The sequence below is a fragment of the Nonomuraea antimicrobica genome, assembly GCF_039536965.1.
GTDB lineage: Bacteria > Actinomycetota > Actinomycetes > Streptosporangiales > Streptosporangiaceae > Nonomuraea > Nonomuraea antimicrobica.
The window spans coordinates 1-19,904 of the sequence record NZ_BAAAZP010000192.1 but is presented as its reverse complement, the minus strand read 5'-3'; the positions used below and the strand labels follow the sequence as shown (position 1 = coordinate 19,904).

16 protein-coding genes are annotated in these 19,904 nt (G+C 73.4%); 6 read left to right on the top strand and 10 right to left on the bottom strand.

Going from position 1 to position 19,904, the window contains the following annotated elements:
• Positions 1–73: 73 nt before the first annotated feature.
• On the top strand, positions 74–1,462 hold the full coding sequence (locus ABD844_RS43600) for an MFS transporter (RefSeq protein WP_344892579.1): 1,389 nt from the start codon (positions 74–76) through the stop codon (positions 1,460–1,462).
• A 100-nt stretch (positions 1,463–1,562) separates the two neighbouring features.
• Positions 1,563–2,495 (top strand): SPFH domain-containing protein, encoded by a 933-nt coding sequence (locus tag ABD844_RS43595; RefSeq protein WP_344892576.1) that lies wholly within the window; start codon positions 1,563–1,565, stop codon positions 2,493–2,495.
• Between the two features lie 62 nt (positions 2,496–2,557).
• Here the strand turns inward: ABD844_RS43595 and ABD844_RS43590 are convergent, their stop codons facing one another.
• From ABD844_RS43590 to ABD844_RS43555, 8 genes are all read right to left on the bottom strand, one after another.
• The gene (locus ABD844_RS43590) at positions 2,558–3,727 is read right to left on the bottom strand and encodes an MFS transporter (RefSeq protein WP_344892573.1); all 1,170 of its coding nucleotides are present in this window, start codon (positions 3,725–3,727) and stop codon (positions 2,558–2,560) included.
• A 170-nt stretch (positions 3,728–3,897) separates the two neighbouring features.
• Positions 3,898–4,491, bottom strand: a complete 594-nt coding sequence (locus ABD844_RS43585) for a response regulator (protein WP_344892570.1) — start codon at positions 4,489–4,491, stop codon at positions 3,898–3,900.
• The gene (locus ABD844_RS43580; protein ID WP_344892567.1) at positions 4,488–5,627 is read right to left on the bottom strand and encodes a sensor histidine kinase; all 1,140 of its coding nucleotides are present in this window, start codon (positions 5,625–5,627) and stop codon (positions 4,488–4,490) included. The genes ABD844_RS43585 and ABD844_RS43580 overlap by 4 nt, the downstream gene beginning before the upstream one ends.
• Positions 5,624–6,346 (bottom strand): ABC transporter permease, encoded by a 723-nt coding sequence (locus tag ABD844_RS43575; RefSeq protein WP_344892564.1) that lies wholly within the window; start codon positions 6,344–6,346, stop codon positions 5,624–5,626. Before ABD844_RS43575 ends, ABD844_RS43580 begins: the two co-directional genes overlap by 4 nt.
• Positions 6,343–7,233, bottom strand: coding sequence for an ABC transporter ATP-binding protein (locus tag ABD844_RS43570; protein WP_344892561.1), 891 nt, complete (start codon positions 7,231–7,233; stop codon positions 6,343–6,345). Before ABD844_RS43570 ends, ABD844_RS43575 begins: the two co-directional genes overlap by 4 nt.
• Positions 7,234–7,372: 139 nt before the next feature.
• On the bottom strand, positions 7,373–7,951 hold the full coding sequence (locus tag ABD844_RS43565; protein ID WP_344892558.1) for a hypothetical protein: 579 nt from the start codon (positions 7,949–7,951) through the stop codon (positions 7,373–7,375).
• The gene (locus ABD844_RS43560; protein WP_344892555.1) at positions 7,948–8,499 is read right to left on the bottom strand and encodes an RNA polymerase sigma factor; all 552 of its coding nucleotides are present in this window, start codon (positions 8,497–8,499) and stop codon (positions 7,948–7,950) included. Before ABD844_RS43560 ends, ABD844_RS43565 begins: the two co-directional genes overlap by 4 nt.
• A gap of 54 nt (positions 8,500–8,553) precedes the next feature.
• Complete coding sequence (locus ABD844_RS43555; protein WP_344892552.1) at positions 8,554–8,685, bottom strand: hypothetical protein; 132 nt, start codon at positions 8,683–8,685, stop codon at positions 8,554–8,556.
• Between the two features lie 281 nt (positions 8,686–8,966).
• On the opposite strand from ABD844_RS43555, the gene ABD844_RS43550 reads away from it, so the two are divergent.
• The 4 genes from ABD844_RS43550 to ABD844_RS43535 all read left to right on the top strand — a co-directional run bounded on the left by ABD844_RS43550 (position 8,967) and on the right by ABD844_RS43535 (position 11,464).
• Positions 8,967–9,674, top strand: a complete 708-nt coding sequence (locus ABD844_RS43550; RefSeq protein ID WP_344892549.1) for a sirohydrochlorin chelatase — start codon at positions 8,967–8,969, stop codon at positions 9,672–9,674.
• A gap of 43 nt (positions 9,675–9,717) precedes the next feature.
• Positions 9,718–10,266: a GNAT family N-acetyltransferase gene (locus tag ABD844_RS43545; RefSeq protein ID WP_344892546.1), complete on the top strand. Its 549-nt coding sequence runs from the start codon at positions 9,718–9,720 to the stop codon at positions 10,264–10,266.
• Positions 10,267–10,451: 185 nt separating this feature from the next.
• The gene (locus ABD844_RS43540) at positions 10,452–10,907 is read left to right on the top strand and encodes a hypothetical protein (protein ID WP_344892544.1); all 456 of its coding nucleotides are present in this window, start codon (positions 10,452–10,454) and stop codon (positions 10,905–10,907) included.
• Between the two features lie 233 nt (positions 10,908–11,140).
• A complete protein-coding gene (locus ABD844_RS43535; RefSeq protein WP_344892541.1) occupies positions 11,141–11,464 on the top strand; it encodes a hypothetical protein in 324 nt (107 codons plus the stop codon).
• Here ABD844_RS43535 and ABD844_RS43530 read toward each other — a convergent pair.
• Entirely contained in the window at positions 11,356–18,090 is a 6,735-nt protein-coding gene (locus ABD844_RS43530) for a CHAT domain-containing protein (RefSeq protein WP_344892538.1), read from the bottom strand. The two genes, ABD844_RS43535 and ABD844_RS43530, sit on opposite strands and share 109 nt — an antisense overlap.
• A gap of 91 nt (positions 18,091–18,181) precedes the next feature.
• A partial coding sequence (locus ABD844_RS43525) for a GH39 family glycosyl hydrolase (RefSeq protein ID WP_344892535.1) occupies positions 18,182–19,904 on the bottom strand: 1,723 nt, incomplete at its 5' end.

The following is a 19,904-nucleotide window of genomic DNA, read 5'->3' as shown; positions in this document are numbered from 1 at the left end:
GCAAACCTCTTGTCGAATTGTTCAACGATCCTTACGTTGAATGAGTATCCCCCCTCAACTCAAGGAGCAAAGGATGGCAGGCTCCACGCAACAGACCCGGCGGGTGATCCTCGCCAGCCTGATCGGCACGTCGCTGGAGTGGTACGACTTCTTCCTCTACACCACCGCGGCGACCCTGGTCTTCCCGAAGTTGTTCTTCCCCTCCCTCGACCCGTTCACCGCGACCCTGGCCTCGCTGACCACCAACGCCGTGGCGTTCGTCGCCCGGCCGCTCGGCGGCGTCGTGTTCGGCCACTTCGGCGACCGGGTGGGCCGCAAGACCGTGCTGGTGGTCACGCTGCTGGTGATGGGCGTCTCGACGTTCCTCATCGGGTTGCTGCCCGGCTACGCGAGCGTGGGCGTGCTGGCCCCGCTGCTGCTGGCGGTGCTCAGGTTCGTCCAGGGACTGGGGCTCGGCGGCGAGTGGGGCGGCGCGGTGATCATGTCGCTGGAGCACGGGGACGGCCGCCGTCGCGGCTTCAACGCGAGCTGGCCGCAGGTCGGCGTGCCCGCGGGCTACGTACTGGCCACCGGCCTGCTGACCGTGATGTCCTTCGCCATGTCCGACGAGGCGTTCCTGTCGTGGGGCTGGCGGGTGCCCTTCCTGCTGTCGGGCGTGCTGGTGTTCGTGGGCCTGTGGGTCCGGGTGAAGATCACCGAGTCGCCGTTGTTCGCCGAGGTCCAGCAGCGCGGCGCCAAGGCCAGGATGCCGCTGGTCGAGGTGCTGCGCACGCATCCGCGGGCGCTGCTGTCGGCCTTCACCGCGCGGATCGGGGTGGACGTCGCGTTCTACACCTTCACCGCGTACATCATCGTCTACCTCACCGGGGTGCTGGAGCTGCCGCGTTCGTACGCGCTGAACGCGGTGCTCATCGGCTCGGCCCTGCAGCTCGCGCTCATCCCGGCCGCGGGCGCCCTGTCCGACCGGTACGGCCGCCGCCCGGTCTATCTCGCGGGCGTGGTGGCCGCGGCGGTGTGGGTGTTCGCGTTCTTCCCGCTGCTCGACACGAAGTCGTTCCCGCTCATCGCGCTGGCCGCCGTGGTGGCGCTGGTCACCCACGCCCTCATGTACGGCCCGCAGGCCGCGTTCATCGCCGAGTTGTTCAGCACGCGCCTGCGGTACAGCGGCGCGTCCATGGGCTACCAGGTCGCCGGAATCGTCGGCGGCGCACTCGCCCCGATCATCGCGCTCCAGCTCTTCGAGAGCTACCGGACGACGGTCGCGGTCTCGATCTACGTCGTCGCCGCTCTGGCGATCACGACCGTGGGCCTGGCCATCGCGCCGGAGACCCGCGATCTCGACCTCGCCGAGGCAGCACCCGAGACCGCGTCCGCGACCGCGTCCACGAATGGGCCGGAAGCCGCGTCCCAGGCCGCGTCCGGGGGTTCCCCGAAATCGCCGCCGGTCGGGCCGTTCGCCTGACCGCCTGCCCCTCCACCTGCTCGTTCGTCTGACGTCACAGGAATGCCGCGGAAGTCGCGGGCGGCGGCTGCCGACGCCGCCCGCGCGGAAAGGGGACCACATGCGAATCGCCCTGGCCGTAGTCGCCGCTCTCGTCGCGATCCCCCTGCTCATCGGGGGCCTGGGGGGCATGAAGAGCACCAGCGGTGGCGAGGTGGCCGTCGTACGCGACGGCGGACCGCTCGACGACAACAAGGTACGCCAGGTGATCGACCCCGGCTCCGGGCTCACCTGGACGGGGATGTGGTCGTCCGTCCACCCCTACCCGGCGCAGCAGCGCTTCTACACGATCACCGCCGACGCCAAGCGGGCCACCACCCTCGGCGTGGACGTGGTGACCGTGCCCAGCAGCGACGGGGTCAACCTCGGCATCGAGGGCACCCTCTACTTCACCCTCAACCTGGACCACGGGACGCTGAAGAAGTTCGACGACAAGTACGGCACCCGGACGTTCCGCGCGCAGGACGACCGCTCGCTCTACCCCTGGGACGGGGACGACGGCTGGAGCGCCTTCTTCGGCCAGGCCGTCCGTCCCGTGGTGGACAACGCGCTGCGCGGGCAGATCGGGGCCATGCGCTGCGCCGAGCTGGTGCCGTCCTGCTCGCTGCTGGAGAGTTCGACGCTCAAGCCGCAGGACAGCAACGCCAGCATCGCCAAGGTGCAGAACGCGGTCAACGCCACGCTGGCCCGCGACCTGCCCGTCACGCTGGGCGGAGAGTTCCTCACCGGGCTGCGGTTCACGCTGGTGAAGGTGACGCTGCCCGGCGAGGTGCAGAAGGCCGTGGACCGTTCGCTGGCCGCCTCGGCCGCCGTCTCGGAGGCCCAGGCGAAGGTGTCCCAGGCCAAGGCGGAGGCGGAGGCGAACCGGGCCCGCCAGGACGGCTACGACACGTGCCCGGCGTGCGCGGAGATCGAGAAACTGAAGTCGCTGCCCCAGGGCATCACCGTGTACGCCCCCGGCAACCCGCAGTCGGTGGTCGTACCCGCACGTTAGACAACGATCCCCTACGGCTTCCAGCGCGTCGCCGAATCCCTCGACAGGTGCCGGCCCCGATCTCAGTCGTCGTGGGCGATGAGCATGAGCTGCCGCCACAGCAGCACGACGAACACCGCGGAGCCGGCGAAGGCGAACCAGAACGGCGCCGCGACGCCGAACCGGGAGGCCAGCACACCGCCGATCAACGAGCCGACGACCAGACCGGCGTAGACGCAGATGGTGTTGACGCTGCCCACCCGGCCCTGGAGTTCGCGCGGGACCGCGCGCTGGCGGACGGTGACCGAGGTCGTGCCCCAGATGAACGCGTGCGCGCCGAAGACCAGGAAGATGCCCCCTGCGACCCACGGCGAATGGGTGAGTGCCAGGCCCAGGTGGGTGAGCGTTTCGATGATGAGCCCGATCCGCATCAGGGCTCCGAGGCTCACTCTGCGGGTGATGGCTCCGTACAGGCCCGTGCCGATCAAGCCGCCGATGCCGCCGATGGTGGTCATCAGGCCGAAGCCGATGGCGCCGAGGCCGAGTTGCTCCTGGGTGTAGAGGACGAGGACCGACCAGGCCGCGCCGAACGTGAAGTTGAAGATCAGGATGGTGAGCGCCAGCGTGCGGACCGCCGCGTGCCGGATCGTCCAGGTGAGCCCGGCGATGAGTTCTCGTACGGTGCCGGGCCTGGGATCGTCGGCCTGCCGGCCGTCCGGAGGCAACGTGATCCGGGAGACCAGGATGATCCCCGCCATCACCAGGAGCAGTTGGGCCGCGAACGGCCAGCTCAGGCCCAGGCCGAACAGTGCCGCGCCGATCGGCGGCCCGGCGAGCTGGTTGAGCGTGATGAAACCCGTGCCCAGGCGGGCGTTGGCGACGACGAGATCGTCCTTGCCGACCATCATGGGCGTCAGCGTGGCCGTCGCGCTGTCGGCGAACACTTCGGCCACGGACCGGAGCGTGAGCGCCACCAGCGCCAGCGCGACGGTCACGGTGCCGGTCGCCATGAGCGCGACGAGCGCCGCCAGCACCAGGGCCCGCACCGCGTTCGCGACGAGCACGATCCTGCGCCGGTCGTACCGGTCCGAGAGCACACCCGCGTACAGGCTGAACACCAGCGGCGGGGCCCAGCTCACCAGGGCCGACAGCGAGATCATCAGCGGATCGCGGGTCAAGGTCGCGATCAGCAGCGGGCCCGCGGCGGCCGCGATCCCGTCACCGAGATTCGTCAGCCAGCTCGAGGCCAGCAACCACCGAAAACCTGTCCCCAGCCGGGCAGGCAGAACTCGCTCCACCACTGCGATCACGAGTGCAGAACAATACGTTTTGAGTGGACCTACGGCAACGCATTTTCCGGCCAGGTCGTCTTGAGGTCGTGGGCGGGTTCGCCCGCCGGTCAGAGCCGGGCGCGGGACCCGGCTCAGAGCCAGCCGCGGGACTCGGCCACGCGAGCGGCCTCGACCCGGTTGCGGGCTCCCGTCTTGCCGATGGCGGAGGACAGGTAGTTGCGGACGGTGCCCTCCGTGAGGAACAGCCTGCGGGCGATGTCCGCCACGGTGCTGCCGTCGGCGGCCACGCGCAGCACCTCGGCCTCTCGCTGGGTGAGCGGGCTGGGGCCCATGGTCAGAGCGCTCACCGCCAGCCTCGGGTCGATCACCCGTTCGCCGGTCATGACCCGCCGTACGGCGGCCGTCAGCTCGGTGACCGGGGCGTCCTTCACCACGAAACCCGCCACCCCGGCCTTCAGCGCCCTGCTGAGATAGCCGGGCCTGCCGAACGTGGTCACGATGATCACCCGGTGGTCGCGGAGTCGTTCGGCGACCTCCAGACCCGACAGTCCGGGCATCTCGATGTCGAGCAGCACCACGTCGGGGTCGTGCTCCGCCACCGCGGACTCGACCAGGTCTCCACGCCCGACCTCGGCCACCACCTCGATGCCGTCCTCCAGGGCGAGGAGCGCCGCCAGGCCGCCCCTGACCAGGTCCTGGTCGTCGGCGATCAGCACGCGGATCACGACGCCTCCACCGGCACGCGCACGCACAGCCGGTATCCCCCGCCGGGCGACGGGCCCGCCTCCAGCCGTCCACCGGCCTCCGCGACCCGCTCGGCCAGCCCGGTGAGCCCGTGCCCCGTCCGCGTCGCGCCGGGCCCCTCGCCCGTCGGCGTACCGTCGTCGCGGACCTCCAGGCCCGCGGCCGAGTCGTCGACGCTCAGGACGATCCGGCAGTGCCGGGCCCGGCTGTGGCGCAGCACGTTGGTCACCGCCTCCCGTACGGCCCAGGCGAGCAGGATCTCGGCGGAGGCGGGAATGGGCCCCTCGGCGGGTGAGACGTCCAGCTCGATCCCGGCGGAGCGCAGACCGCGGGCGGCCTTGTCGAGCTCCTCCGACAAGGCGGGGGCGCGGTAGCCGGTGACCGCGTGGCGCACCTCGTCGAGGGCCTGGCGGGCGGCGTGTTCCACGTCGGTCATCTCCCGGGCGGCGCGGTCCGGGTCGGTACGGGCCAGCCGCGCCGCGAGCTGACTCCTGATGGTGATCGACGTGAGCGTGTGGCCGAGAATGTCATGCAGGTCCCGGGCGAAGCGCAGCCGTTCGTTCTCGACGGCCATCTGCGCGACCTCGGCGCGGGCCGCCTCCAGCCGCATCACCAGCACCCCCATCTGTTTCAGGCTCTGCGCCACCACCGCCTGCACCGCGATCACGAGCGGCACCCACCAGATCCCGGCGAACGACGCCCCCAGGGCCCACAGGACGACCACCTCCACGACCGCCGTCACCACCGCCGCCGCGACGAATCCGGCCGGCCGCAAGGTGGCCGCGAGGGCGGAGACGACCAGCACGAAGCAGACGTACGCCCACGGCAGTCCCAGGACGGGGAACAGGGCCAGGGTCGCGCCGAGCAACCCGGCCAGAGCCCACGGCCGCGGGCTGCCTCCCCGGCCGCTGAACAGCCGCCAGGTGATCATCAACCAGCAGACCGCCAGCAGCGCCACGCCCCCGAGCGCCCACGCCACTCTTACGAGCCCAGGGTCCGCGGTGAGCAGCGACCACAGCGGCCAGCACAGGAGCAGCAGCCACGCGGCGGACCCCGCCCGGGCCCTGGCGCGGGCCCGGCCGTGATCCAGCACCGCCGGCACCGTCCTCACCGTCACAAGGCCCGACGGTAACGCCACGCGCCCAGCGCTGCGAACAGCAGGGTCCAGGCCGCCAGCACACCCACGCCGGTCCCGGTCGGCCACTGCCCGTCCAACGCCCGCCAGCCGAGCGATCCGGCCTGGTAGGCGGGACTGTACTCCGCCAGCGCGCGCATCCCCTCGGGCATCGCCTGCACCGGCAGCCAGAGTCCGCCCAGGACGGACAGCCCGAAGAAGACGCCCATCATGGCCAGGTTCGCCGCCTGCCCGCGCAGCGTGTAGCCGAACGCGATGCCCAGCGCGGCGAAGGGCACGACGCCCAGCCAGATCAGCACCACCAGCGCCGGCCACGTCCACAGCGGCAGGCGCACCCCGCCCAGCACCGCGCCGGCGGCCAGCACGACGAGGATGCTCGGCAGCACTCCCGTCATCCCGCTGACCAGCTTGGCCACCACGTAGCCGTGCGGCGGCAGCGGCGTCACCGCGAGCTGCCGCGACCAGCCCTTGCTCCGCTCCAGCGCGATGGCGCCCCCGATGAACAACGCGCCCCCCATCGCACCGTACGTGGCCATGGAGACCATGGAGTAGGCGGCGAAGTCGCCACGCTGCCCCTGCGGCACCACGTTGAGCACCTTGGTCCACAGCAGGTAGAGCGCCAGCGGGAAGCCGGTCAGCAGGATCATGCCGGCCGGGTTGCGGAAGGCGCGGCGCAGTTCGAGCCCCAGGTACGACCTCATCGTCCCGCTCCTCCCGCCAGGCTCACGACGGCGCTCTCCAGATCGGTGCTCATCGTGTGTACCTCCCTGACGTCGTCGAACGCCGCGAACAGGGCACGAAGCGTGGCGTCGGAGTCACCCGTGTGCAGCGCGACGGCCCGCCCCTCGATCCGCACCTGCCGCACGCCCGGCAGCGTCTCGAATCCGCTCGCGTCCGCGCCCTCGAAGACGAAACGCACCTCCGTGCCGCCGACCAGGGATTTGATGGTGTTCACCGGCCCGTCGGCGATGATCTTCCCACCGGCGAGCAGGACGACCCGGTCCGCGTAGTCGTCGGCCTCGGTCAGGTAGTGGGTGGCGAAGATCACCGTGCTGCCCTGGGCCGTGCGGGCGCGTACCTCCTGCCACAGGGCTCGGCGGCTCTCGACGTCCAGGCCCACGGTGGGCTCGTCGAGCACCAGCAGCTTCGGGTCGCCGACCAGCGCCAGAGCGAACCGTACGCGCTGCTGCTGGCCCCCGGACAACCGGCCGACCCGGCGGGTGGCGAGTTCGGCCACCCCCGCTGCCCGCATCGCCGCCTCGACGGGAAGCGGACGCGGGTACATCCCGGCGACCGCCGCGACCAGTTCCGCCACCCGCGCGTCCTCCAGCAGCCCGGAGTCCTGCAGGAGCACGCCCACCCCGCCGGCGTGCAGCGCCTCCACGGGTGTGCGGCCGAAGACCCTGACCGCTCCGGAGCCGGGGTCGAGGAGCCCGAGGGCGATCGACAACAACGTGGTCTTGCCTGCGCCGTTCGGCCCCAGAACGGCGACGGTCTCCCCTTGCCCGACGTCCAGATCGACGGCGTCGAGGGCGACGGTGCCGCCGTACCGTTTGCTCACGTCCTTGAGTTCCACTGCTGTTCGCATGGCCACCACCCTGACCGACGACCCGGAACCGGCTGAAGTGCCATAGGTCAGCGCGGACGATGTGACACATGTCAGCCCACGCCCGGTCCGTGCCGCCGGTTCGGAGCGGTTCGGCTCGCGTTCGGCGGGCCGGCTGGGATCAGCTCCCGGCGTCGCCCTTCCACGACGGGTCGTCGATCACCGTGCACGGCGCGACCGGGCCGGTGACCAACTGCCCCGTCAGCCGCCACAGCACCCGGCTCTCCTTCGCCTCGGCCGTCTCCTGGACGTGCCCGGCGAACTCCAGCACGAGTGTCTGGTCCGCGCCGATATGCCGGGGGTCGATGTCCACCCCGCCGTCGCTCATCCAGACAGCGGCGTCGCGCGGCTGGCCGGCCAGCGCCTGGCCGATCGCCTTACCCCTGCCCACCTCGCACTGCTTACCGGCCGGGACATAGCTGATGTCGGCCTTGACGCCCGCCTTGGCCAGGTCCGCTTCGAGCCGGTCGGCCTCTTCGAACTCGTTGATCTCGACCCTGACCGTGCCGTCGGCCTTCGTGCTCACGGCGTACGCGGGCTTGTCCGTGCCCGTGAGCAGGGGAACGGCGATCGCCGCCGTCGCGGCGACCAGAGCCACCGCGCCCCCCGCGTACAGCCGGCGGGTGATGCCGCGCCGCCGCTCGACGCGGTCGGTGATCTCAGCCTTGAGTTCCATCAGCAGTTGCTCCTTGTAGTTCATCCTGGTGCTCCATTCATGACGAAGGGCAGGTTCCGAAGCTTCTGGCGGGCGCGGTGCAGGCGCACCTTGGCGGCGCCCTGCCGGATGCCGAGGGCGAGCGCGGCCTCCGTGACCGTGAGCTGGTCGATGACGACCAGCTCCAGTACCGCGCGCTCCCCTTCCGGCAGCTCGGCCATGGCCGTGAACGCCTGTCTGGCGTGCCGCTCCGCGTCGACGCGTTCCTCCAGCTCGGCGATGTCGTCGGCGTCCAGCGTGCGTCGCCCGCTCACCCGGCCCGTCAACTGGTACTGCTTGTACGCCCTGCGCCGCTCGGCGGAGAGCGTCCTGCGGGCCACGCCGTACAGCCAGGCGATCTCGGCCCCCTGCTCGGCCCGGTAGGTGTGGGCCGAGTCGAGCACCGCCACGAACACCTCGGCCACCAGATCGGCGACGGTGTGCGGGTCGTCGACCCGGCGGGCGAGGAAACGGGTGACCGCATCGACATGCCGCCGGTAGAAGGCCTCGAAGGCCACAGGATCTGTGGCGATCTTCGCCTGTTTACGACGCACCGGTCGTGCTCCCTTCGTCGATTCGCCCCCTCTTGGTAAGAACCGGAAAAAGGGTTACATCTGCCGAGCATTCTGCTTCCGGGCGAACCTGGAGCAGGTCTTCGCCCCGGTGGCGGCCACCAGGGGGATCAGGATGCCGACGGCCCCGAGGCCGTTCCTGGCCGCGTTGACGAGGGCAGCGGACACGGGCGGTCCGCTGGACCAATCACCGGCTCGGCCGTGGGCACACCCGGCGCGAGCCGGGCCGGGCTGAGGTGGTCCTTGTCGCCGCTAGTTTTCCGATTTGTGCGGATAAATCAACATTTCGGGGAGTCTTCATGTGATCTCCATCACACAGTCGGCGTTGTGATGCAATCGCCATCGATTCCCGGAACAAGCGTCCCCGAATCGGCATAAACTGCGCGCCTGTGAGCCTGCCTGTACGAGAACGTTCCCCAAGGCCGGGCGGCGGTCGGCACCGTCGGCCCGTGCCCACGTCCTTGCCGCCCGACGCCCCTGTGCTCGTGCTCGTCACCCCCGGCGACACCGCCGGCGTGGCCGAGGAGATCGCGGCCGTCGTACGCGTCGACAACCCGCAGATCGAGGTGCGCCTGACGAGCGTGAGCGACCTGGCAGACTCCCTGCCCTCCGGCCGGGACGCCATCGTCGTCCCGCTGCTCACCTGGGACGATCCCCTCGTCCTCGCGGAGATCGGCAAGGCCGTCGCCGCCGCGGGCTCCGGGGCCGTCGTGACCGACGCGCTCGGTCCGCACCCGCTGCTGGCCGAGGCCCTGCACATCCGGCTGGCCGAGCGCGGGCTGGCCAGGGCCGACCGCGTCCGCCTGCTGAACGTCTCCAGCCCCGTCGACGCCGTCATCCTCGCCACTGTGGGTGGTGACCGCGCGGTGCACGGGGTGCAGGCCACCGCCGTGCTCCTGGCCTCCCGGCTCACGCTGCCGGTCGTGTCCGCGTCGCTGGACAGCGAGCCCGGCGTCACCGTCGCCGCCCAGCGCCTGCGCGCCGCCGGGGCCGAACGGCTGGCCGTCGCGCCCTGCCTGATCGGCCACGAGGCGCCGGCCGGCATCGTCCAGCAGGCCGCCGCGGCGATCGACGCCGGCCACGCGGAACCCCTCGGCTCGCACAGCGCCGTCGCCGAACTTGTCGCGCGAGCTTACGGCAGTCAACTCGCCACTTGACAAGGGCTTGTAAAGATCACGACACTCGCGTTACCTTCTCCGCATGCGCCGCGTGGTCTGCAAGGGCGAGCGACTCGGCCTCCGTGATGTCACGGAGGCCGACGTTGACGCGCTGCACACCATCTACGGCAGTCCCGCCGCCACCCAGTACGCGCCGTTCGCGCCACGTGACCGTCACGAGGTGAGCGGGCTGGTCGACGAGGCCGTGTCCGCCGCCGCGGCCGAACCGCGCCTGCTCTACGTGCTGGCCGTGATCGACGCCGAACGTCCCGACGTCATCGGCGTGGCCCGCCTGCGGATCGAGGCCGACCTGCCGCACAGCGGGGAGATCGGGTTCGGGCTGCGTCCCGACCAGTGGGGGCGCGGCATCGGCACCGATCTCGTCCGGCTGCTGTTGTCGTTCGGGTTCAAGCAGCTCGGGCTGCACCGCATCTGGGGCGCCCGCTCGCCCGCCAACCTGCCCGCCCAGCTCGCGATGCTGACGGCGGGCATGGTCGAGGAGGGACGCATCCGCCACCACCTGCACACGCCGCAGGGGTGGCGCGACTCGATCGTGCACTCGGCCGTCGAGGACGAATGGACGCAACGCTGACCTGTCCCTCCTGCGTCCGGGCCCGTCGAGGCCCGCGCGCTCGATGACCGATTCCCCGCCTTCGGGCGGCCCTTCCGACCAGGATTCCGGCCTTTGCCGCGCGGCGGAGGTGGGGCCGGAGTGGCGAGCGCGGAGATTGTCGGTGCGGCATCCTACGATGAGGCACCTCACGGAGGGATAGTGACATGCTCGACTCGCTGATCGTGCCTTTGTTCGTCACCACGGACCTGCCGCCGGAGGCGGAGCTGGCCGAGTTCGGGGAGTTGCTCGCCGAGACGACGCGCGTGCTGGGCGGCGACGGCGACGGCTACGCGGCGTTCCTGGCGGGCAAGGTGTTCTGGCTCGACCGTCCCGTGCTGCCCGAGCAGCACCCGGCGGCCGAGGGTGAGCTGCGCTTCGCCGGGATGCTCGGCTATCTGGCCGCCTCCGGTGCCGGGCACACCTCGCGCGAGGTGCTCGGCGACGTCCGCCGGGCGATCGGCGCGGCCGTCAACGGGCGTTACGGCGACGTGGGCGTGTCCCCGGCCGTGTTCGCGATCCGCGACCAGGACGTACGCGAGCGCACCCCCGAGACCGCCCTCTACATCGACACCCGCGACGCCGCGGCCGAGTTGGTGAGCGCGACCAGGTCCTACCTCTGAGCCCCGCCCAGCCGCTCCGGTGCGGTCAGCCGCTTCAAGTGCGCTCCCGCCGCCGCTGAGCCGTCTGGTGCGCCGCTTCGTGGCGGTTCTGCCGCTTCTGGGCCTTTTCGGGTGGGTTCGCCCCTAGCCAGCCGGGGCCTGTGCGTGCGATCGTGAACGGCGATCGTTCCGGCGGGCAGGGCCACGCGACAGCCCGGCGAGCGGTGGTGGGCGGGTGACTTGGAGGTTCTCGTATGGCGGTGCTCGGCGCGATCTGCTTCGGGCTGGTGATCGGCTGGATCACGTACGGGGCGCTGCGCCGCAGGCAATCCGGCGCGCCGCTGACAGACCTGGCGGCGGTGCTCGCCTCGGTGCTCGCCCCGGTGGGCGGCGGCCTGGTGGTGGCCCTGCTCGACGCACCCGAGGTGTTCGGCGGCTACGCGGTGGGGCTGGCGGTCGGGTTCTTCGGCTATCTGGTGCTGGTGGCGCTGCTGCCCGACTCGAAGTGGACGGGCGAGTCGCCCGGCAGGCCGGTGAGCACGAACGCGGCCCAGAGCTCCGGCTCCGTGGAGCCGTAGAGTTCACGCAGCCCCAGCACGGCGGCGCGCAGAGCCTGGGCCGGGGCCGCTCCGTCGCGCAGGTGGGTGTGGAGGTCGTGGATGAGGGCCCGGGTGATCTCGGCTGAGACGGGCCAGAGGGTGAGCACCGCCGACCGGGCACCGGCGTGCAGCAACGCGTGACCCAGCGCGGCCGTCCCCTCCCCCGCACGCGAACCACCGCCTGCCACGCCCCGGCCACCAGGTGCGCCACCGCGTGCCGCGTCTTCCCCACGAGGCGAGGCCGTGCCTGCCGGGCCCTCACCGGCACGCGAGCCGCCGTCCGCCGAAGCATCGGGGTCCGCCTCGGCCTGCTGCCCGTGCGCGGGGACGACGACGAGGTCCGCGCCCACGTTCATGGTCATGAGGCGGCGGGCGGTGAGGAGACCGTCGGCGAGGCGGATGCCAGAGCCACCCGGGTCGGCGGCGTCGTGGACGACCTGGCAGGAGAGGTGGAGCACGTCCCACGAGCCGGGCAGGAGGGCCGAGGCGGCCTCCCCGCCCAGGTGCGGCGAGGTGCCGAGCAGGGCCGCCGCGTCCGCTGCCTCCGCCTCGACGACGGGACGCCCAGCGGCGTCCTGAGCGAAGCCCAGCACCAGCGGGCCGTCCCGCCGTACGGACGCGCGCCTGGCCAGGCGGGCCAGGACGGCAGCGGAGGGGGCGTAGGCGACGGGGCATCGGTCGATCAGCGGGCGACCGCCAGGGGCCAGGGCGTGCAGCGGGACCTCCCACAGCTCGGCGTGCGGGATCAGATGCAGCAGGGCCAGGTCGTCGCCGAGCGCGTCGAGGGCGTCGGCGAGCAGGGAGTCTGCCAGGCGGCGCCACAGCTCGGCGCGGCGACGGCGGGCCTCGACGTCCAGCAGGTCCGGACGAGGGCCGTGCAGAGCACGCAGGAAGTCGGCCAGGAGGTCGCGGCCGACGGTGGTGGGGAAGGCGCGCGGCTCGGGCCAGCCGGTGCGATGGGCGAGCACGACCACGGTCTCACCTCCCGAAGCGGCCTCGGTCTCGCCGCCGGAGTCGGCCGCGGTCTCACCGCCTGAGGCGGCCGGGGGCTCGGCGGTGTCCGTGCTGTCGTGTGGAGGTGTGTTCTCGGCGAGGTGGAAGGCGAGCAGGCCGGTCGGCCCTTCACCGGGCTCTGGGGGCGAGACGAGGGCGTCGAGTTCGGCGCGGCTGGGCGGCGTACGCAGGCGCAGCGCGACGTGGTCGGGGGCCAGGGCCTCCATGCGCCGCCAGAGGGCCTCCAGGTCGGCCTGGGCGGCGCGGGCCCGGCCGATGAGGCGGGCGGCCGCCTCCGGGTCGCGGGTGTTGCGGGCGGCCGCCATGAGCGTACGGACGGTGTCGAGCCCGTCCCGCTCGGCGCCCAGGAGGTCAGCGGGCACGGCGTGAGAGCCCACGCGGTCGAGTCCCGCGGCGGGGACGCTGTGCAGCGCCGGACGGTCGAGCCAGGACGCGGGACGGTCTCGACCGGGGCCCGGCATGGCACGGGCGGCAACGCGGTCGAAGTCGGTCTGGGAGGTGTTGTGACCGGTGCCGGGGGTGCTTCGAGCGGATGGGCCGTCGAGGTGGGCGGTGAGGGCGCGGAGTCTGGCGTGCTCGGCGTGGGTCCAGGCCGCCATCCCACGGGCCGAACGCACGGCCAGCCGGATCGCCCGGTCCCTTGAGGGCTCGTGCCCGAGTGCGCAGGCCCGTTCCGCGTCGGCGAGCGCCGCCGGGAGGTCGCCGAGCCACTCGGCGGCGATGGAACGGCGGTGGCAGGCGGTACGGAGCTCCAGGTCGTGTCCGAGGTCCGTCAACAGGTCGATGGCCGTGGACAGCCGCCGCTGGGCACGGGTGCAGGAGGCGGTGGCGAGGTCGAGAGCGCCGAGGTCGCTCAGCGCGATCGCCTCCCCCGCGCGAAAGCCGGTCTCCTGGGCCAGGGCCAGCGCCTCCTGCAACCGCGTCACCGCCCGCCCGATCCCACCGCCCTCTGTCCGCGAACCACCCGCCTCAGGACGTGCGCCGCTCTCCGAACGGGAGCCGGTTCCCTCCCGGTGAGAACCGGCCGACTCCGAGCGGGTACCAGCCGACTCCGAGCGCGAAGCGACCGACTCCGAGCGCGAGGCGGCCGACTCCGAGCGGGAACCGGCCACCTTCGAGCGGGAAGCGGCCGACTCAAGGCGAGCGAGGGCGATCAGGGCCAGGACCGTGCCGTGGGGGCGGGCGTGGGCGCGTTCGAGGTCCAGGGCGCGTTCGGCGAGCGCCCTGGCTTCGGCGGGCTCGCCGCGTAGCTCGTGGACGAGGGCGAGGTCGGCATAGGCGGCGGCGAGGTCGCCACGCCGCCCCGGCGTCCCGTCCGTCGAGCGGCCCAGTTCCTCGCTCAGCGCGAGGGCCTCCCGGTAGCGGGCGGCGGCCTCGTCCAGTTGTCCGAGCTTGAGGTGGAGGGTGGCGCGGCCGGTCAGGAGCGGTACGCGTAACGCCCGCCAGACGGGGGCGTCGACCAGGGCGAGGCCCTCCGCGTACGCCGTCGCGGCCTCCCCCCACCGCCCCAGGTCCGTGAGAGCGTTCGCGAGCAGGCCGAGGGAGCGCACGAGCCGGACGGGCAGCGCGGACTCGGAGTCGCGTGACAGCTCGACCGCCTCGGACAGGTGCCCGGCCGACTCCTCCGCCCGCCCCAGCCCGACGGCCGCCGCGCCGAGGTTGCACAGGTGCTCGACCACCCGCCCGTCGCGCAGCTCGTGCCCCTGGCCCGCGTACGCGTGGGCGGCGGGCAGGTCCCCCAGGTCACGGCAGTAGGCCGACAGCTTGGCCAGCAGGTACGACCGGTCGATGCCGCCGGAGCCGCCCCCGAGCGGAATCACCTCGCGCGAAGCCGTGGGGCCGGGCTGCTCGGTGCGTGCGAGGGTCTGTTCCGCGAGGGTGCGGGCCGCGCCGAGGTCGCCCGACGCCTCGGCCTCCTCCAGGCGCAGCCAGGTCTCCAGGTGTTCCGCGTCCGGCGTCCGGCGTCGCCCGCCCCGCAGCAGGGACACGGCCCGGGTGAGACCGGCGCGGCCCCGGGTGACGTCCCCCAGCGTGAGCTGGATGGCCGCCAGGCGGGACAGGACCGCCCCGTCCAGGTCCCCGCCCATGGCGGCGACGATCTCGAACGGCGCGCCGCCCGCACGTACGTCCTCGGCCGCCTCCAGGCCGGTCAGCCCCTCCTCCAGCGCCGCCCGCGCGCGGCGGAACTCCCCGCGCGCCTCCAGGGTGAAGCCGAGCCTGATCGAGGTGAGGGCCGCCAGCCGGTGCTGTCCGGAGTCGCGGAAGCCTGCCAGCGCCGCCTCCAGCGCCTCCGCCTGCGCCCCCACGTCTCCGGTACGGGCGGCCAGCGCCGCCAGCCGCTCCCGTACGACGGCCTCCTTGAAGGCGTCCCCGGCGGCCAGAGTCAGAGCCGCGCTCAGCCGTTCCGCCGCCGGACCCGGCCGGCCGAGCGCCACGTCCACCGTCGCCCGGCCGAGGGTGGCGGTGAGCAGGGTCTCCAGCTCGCCCTCCTCGGCGGACAGCTCCAGGGCGCGGTCCAGGTCGTTCACGGCGTCGTCGAGACGGCCGAGGACGGTCAGGCAGGAGGCGCGCATGGTCAGCGCCGCCGCCTCCTTCGCGGACGCCCGCAGCCCCGCGAACGTCTCCCCCGCCGCCCCGAACGCCTCCAGCGCCCGCTCCGTCTCGCCCTCCGCGTACTCCAGGACCCCCAGGTTGTAGCGCACCGACCCTGCACCGTCGTCGTGGCCGACGGCCTCGTATTCGCGTTCGGCCAGCTCGAACGCCACGCGCGCCCCGTCGACGTCGCCGCGCCCACGGCGGCGCCGCGCGATCCGGTACCACTCGTCGGCGGGCTCGCGGCGCCGTCCCCGCCGCCGTACGATCTCCACCAGCCGGGTCTCGCAGGCCGCGGCATGCCCCGGGTGGCCGCGCCCGGCCAGCACGACCGCGTGGGCGTCGAGCGTCCGGCACGCCTCCTCCCAGGCCCCGGCGGCCTCCAGTTCGATGGCGCAGGCGGCCATGCGTTCGGCGGACGCGGTGAGGTCGTCCTCGTCCACCGCGGCCCTGGCGGCGTGGACCAGGGCCAGCGCGGCGGCCTCCGGCTCGCCCAGCTCCAGGTACAGCTCACGGGACCGGACCGCGCACCCGACGGCCCCCGCGGGGTCGCCCGCCGCCAGGTACGCCTCGGCCGCGTGCCCCTGGTGGGCGGCCTCCTCGGCGGCCAGCCCGGCGGCCTCGCACAGGGCGACGGCACGCAGGTGGTGTTCGACCGCCTGGCCGGGGTCGCCGTTCCTGAGGTGCAGGAGGCCCATCCGGGCGAGCTGCGACGCCTCGGAGCGGGGGTCGTCCAGGTCGTGGTGGAGGGCCGCCGAACGGGCGTGGGCCGCCAGCGCCCGAGCCACGTCTCCCAGCTCCGCCAGCCGTGACAGCGCGTACGCCGCCCGCGAACGAGCCCCGGCCGCCTCAAACGTCTGGACCGCCCGCTCCAGCACGCCCTCGGCAGTGCGTGCCCGGCCCGCCTCCGCCAGCCGCGACGCCACGCCGAGCAGGAACTCACCGCGCCCGGCCCGCGTCCCTGCCGCCCGTTCGGCCACCAGCAGCAGCTTGCGGGTCAGCGCCTCGTCCTGCGAGCGCAGCGCCGCCTCGGTCGCGGCCCGCGCGAGCTCCTCGTCCACGACGGGGACGAGCGCCTCGCCGACGCCGGTCGCGGCGGACGGCTCGTCCGGGGAGGGCGGCTCCCCCTCGTCCGCTGCGGCGGGGTCGGCGGGCGCGGAAGGACGGGCCGGCGCACGGCGGTCACCGGAGTCGGGGCGGCCGGGGGTGGGAGGGGTGTCGAGGGCGGTGGTGAGGTCGGCGAGCAGGTCCGGGTCGCCGTCGCCGATCAGGGGAAGTGCCTCGGTGAGGTCGCGGGGGTCGCCCTGCGCCGCGTAGCGGGCCAGCAGGGCACCGCACAACGCGCGCTGGGCGGACGCCTGCCCGCCCGAGGTCTTCATGGCCGACTCCACGGCCTGCCGGGCCGACAGCACAGCCTCGTGGAGGTCCTCGGCGGGCCGTTCGACCTCCGTCTGTGTGGCGCGCCAGAGCAGCACGTCCGAGACCAGCCCGTACGCCCGCGTCCTGACCTCCATCCGCTCGTCGGCCGACGCGGCCTCGCGCAGCGCGGCCACGGCCTCATCGACGTCATCGGCCACCAGGCGGATCGTGAGCGCCTGGCCGAGGAGCAGCAGGGGCCTGGCCCGGTCCGGACCGTGCTCGCCGTGCGCGGCCAGGGCGGCGCGTGCGACGGCGATCGGCTCGGCGGGCTCGCCTCCGGTCACGACGGCCCGGATGAGCAGCGCGTCCGCCAGGTCGGTCAGCAAGCCCGCCCGGTCGAAGCACCCGTTCCGGCCGGAGGGCCGGGCCTCCTCGGGCTGCCCGGCACGGACCGTGGGTGTGGGCGGGGTGAGGCGGACGGCCTCGTGCAGGGCCGTGACGGCGGCGTCCAGGTCGGCGGGGTCGCCGGTGACGTCGTAGCGGTGGCGGCGGCGTTCCCCGAGGAGGGCGAGGCGTACGACGGGGTCGCTCCCGAGTCCTCGGGTGCGTTCGTCGGGGGGCACGCGGAGGGCTTCGAGCATCTCCGTTCCGGCTTCCAGCGAGCGCTCGTCGCCTGTGACGACGTACCACTCGACCAGCCCGGCCGCGTACGGTGCCAGCACCTCCGGGTGCGCCCACCGCTCGTGCCAGAAGTCCAGGGCGCACTGTCCCACCCGGATGAACGCCAGCAGGTCCCCGTCCGCGTACGTGGCCGTGGCCCGCGCCCGGGTGAGGTCGACGAGCGCCAGCAGCGCCCGCGACCGGTCCTGCGCGGTGGGAGAGGGCTCCGCCGCCGCCAGGTACGCCCTGACCAGTTCCTCGTCGCCGGGCACCGCCAGCCCGAGCGCCGTCACCAGATCGTCGGCCGGGGGCGGGTGGGGCGCGTTCCCCGGCGCGGACCCCGTGGCGGACCCCGTGGCGGACCCCGGCGCGGACAGGCAGGCGCGCAGGAGTACGTGCACCGCGTCGTCGATGACGTTCCGGTCGCCGCTCGCCTCGTACAGGCGGACCATTCCGGTGCCCAGCGACGCCAGTGCGCCCGGGACCCAGGAGGGGTCGGCCGCGTGCATGGACTCCTGCAGCAGGAACTGCCCGAGCCGGTCGGCCACCTCCGGGGTCGGGTGTGCCATGGCGCGGCGTACCAGCGCGTGCACGAGCAGCCCGACGTGCCGGTACGCGGACGGATCCACGTGCCGGAACACCTCCTCCACCAGCCCGGCCCAGGCTTCTGCCGACTCGCCGGGCGGCACGCTGGGGCCGCGCAGCTTCTCCGGCAGCCGTCCGGGGTCCAGGACGGCGACGGCGGCGAAGAAGGCGCCCGCCACCGCCGCGTCCTGCGTGGTGCCCGGGTCGAGCCGGAAGCGGGCCAGGTGCAGGATGCCGATCAGTCGCCAGGTGGCCGCGTCGGACCGGTCGCCCGCACACGCGCGCATCGCCTGCTCCGCCTCGGACAGCGCCGCGGAGTCCCAGATCAGGCCGGGATCCGCGACCTGTTCGAACCGCTCGATGCGGGCGGCCAGCGCCTCGGCCGGTTCGGTCATGCGCACAGGCTCTCACCGGTGCGCCTCCCCGTACAGGACCGCCCCCCGCCGGGCCGCCGGTCCGGGACCGCCGCCGCAGGCGCAGGGAGTGTCAGCTCGGGGTCAGCTCGACGAACGAGACGCCCGGCATGGGCAGGTCGAACGTCAGCGTCAGCTCGGGCCCGCCGACCGTGGCGGGCGGGGTGAGCGCGTCCAGGCCGTCGGCGGCGCGCAGTTCGTCCCACTGCGCGCCGGACGGCCAGTCGCCGCCGCCCATCGCCGCCCAGGCCGCCTCCACGTTGGTGTGCTCGCCGTCGATGCGGTGGTGGGTGAGCGTGTACGTGCCGTCCAGCCCGCCGACGGTGAGCGTCACCGTACGGTCCAGCTCGGCGGCCCCGGCGGACTGGGCGCTGTTGAGCGTGCCGTTCCAGACCAGTACGCCGATCCGGCCGTCCTCGTCGTGCCGGGCGGCCCACACCTCGACGCCGCCCGCGTCGCCGGTGACCTCGGCGGCCAGCTCCGCGCCGCCCAGCCGCTCGGCCAGGGCGAGGGCGTGGAAGCGCGGCTTGCGCAGGTTGCCGACGGTCAGCAGCCCGAACCCGCCGTGGAAGAGCCTGGGCGGCCGGCCCAGCTCCTCGAAGTGGTCGGAGGCCACCCAGTGCGCCAGCGCGGCGACCCGTCCGGCGGCCGACCTCATCCCGTGCAGGGCGAACGCCGCCCCGAACGGCCCGTCGCCGATGCCGTGGAAGTGGGTCGGCGTGGGCCCCCATTCGGTCCACCAGATGGGCACGTCCCGCCCGTACCTGGCCAGCGTGGGCCGCCAGTCGAGCGGCGCGTTGCCGTAGGTGTGGGTGGAGACGAAGTCGAGCGCCGCGCCCGACTCGGCGACGTGCGCGAGCAGTTCCTCCACCCACCCGTCGGCGGCCGAGGCGGGGCCGCCGACGCGCAGGTCGGGGTGGACGTTCTTCACGGCGGCGGCGGTGACGTCGTAGAGCAGGAAGTACTCCTCGGGCGTGCCGGACCAGAAGACGGCCAGGTTCGGCTCGTTCCAGACCTCGAAGGCCCAGTGGTCGATCAGCTCGCGCAGGCCGTAGCGGGCGGCTAGGTGTTCGACCAGCGCCCTGACCAGGTCACCCCACGCCTCGAAGTCCTTGGGGGGCGAGATGATGGCGCCGTACTCGAAGACGGTCTTGGACGGGTCGGAGGCCAGGTCGCGCGGCATGTAGCCGAGTTCCACGATCGGCCGCAGGCCGAGCGAGACGACCTTGTCGTAGACCGCGTCCACGCCGGAGAAGTCGTACCGGCCGCCGTCACGGTAGACGCCGAGGTCGTCGCCGAGGATGGCGTGCGCGCGTACCGTCCGGACGCCCAGCTCCTCGTGGACGAGGCGCAGCGCCGCCGCCAGTTCCTCGCCGATGGGCCGGCCGCCGGTCTCGTCGGTGCTGAGCAGGTGGGACAAGTGCTCGGACCCCACCATGTACGCCCACGGCCGCGGCAGCTCGCGTGTCACCCGCCGCGCGTCCACCCGTACGGCGACCTCGGCCCCCTCCCGGGCGGGCAGCGGCGCGGCCTCGACCGGCGGCGAGAAGGGGCCGGTGGCGTCCATGGTGAGGACGGCGGCCACCGTGTAGGCCGCCGTGTAGGCCGCCGTGTAAGCCGCCGGGTGGGCCGCTGCCCCGTGCCCGGTGTCCACGAACCGGCAGGACGGCACCGCGGGCACGTCCACGTCGGGCGGCACGGCCGGGCGCCCGTCGCGGTGCACCAGGTAGCCGATGGCTCCGGGCACCGGGTCCCAGGTCAGCGTCACGTGCCCGGCGCCCGGCACCGCGCGCAGC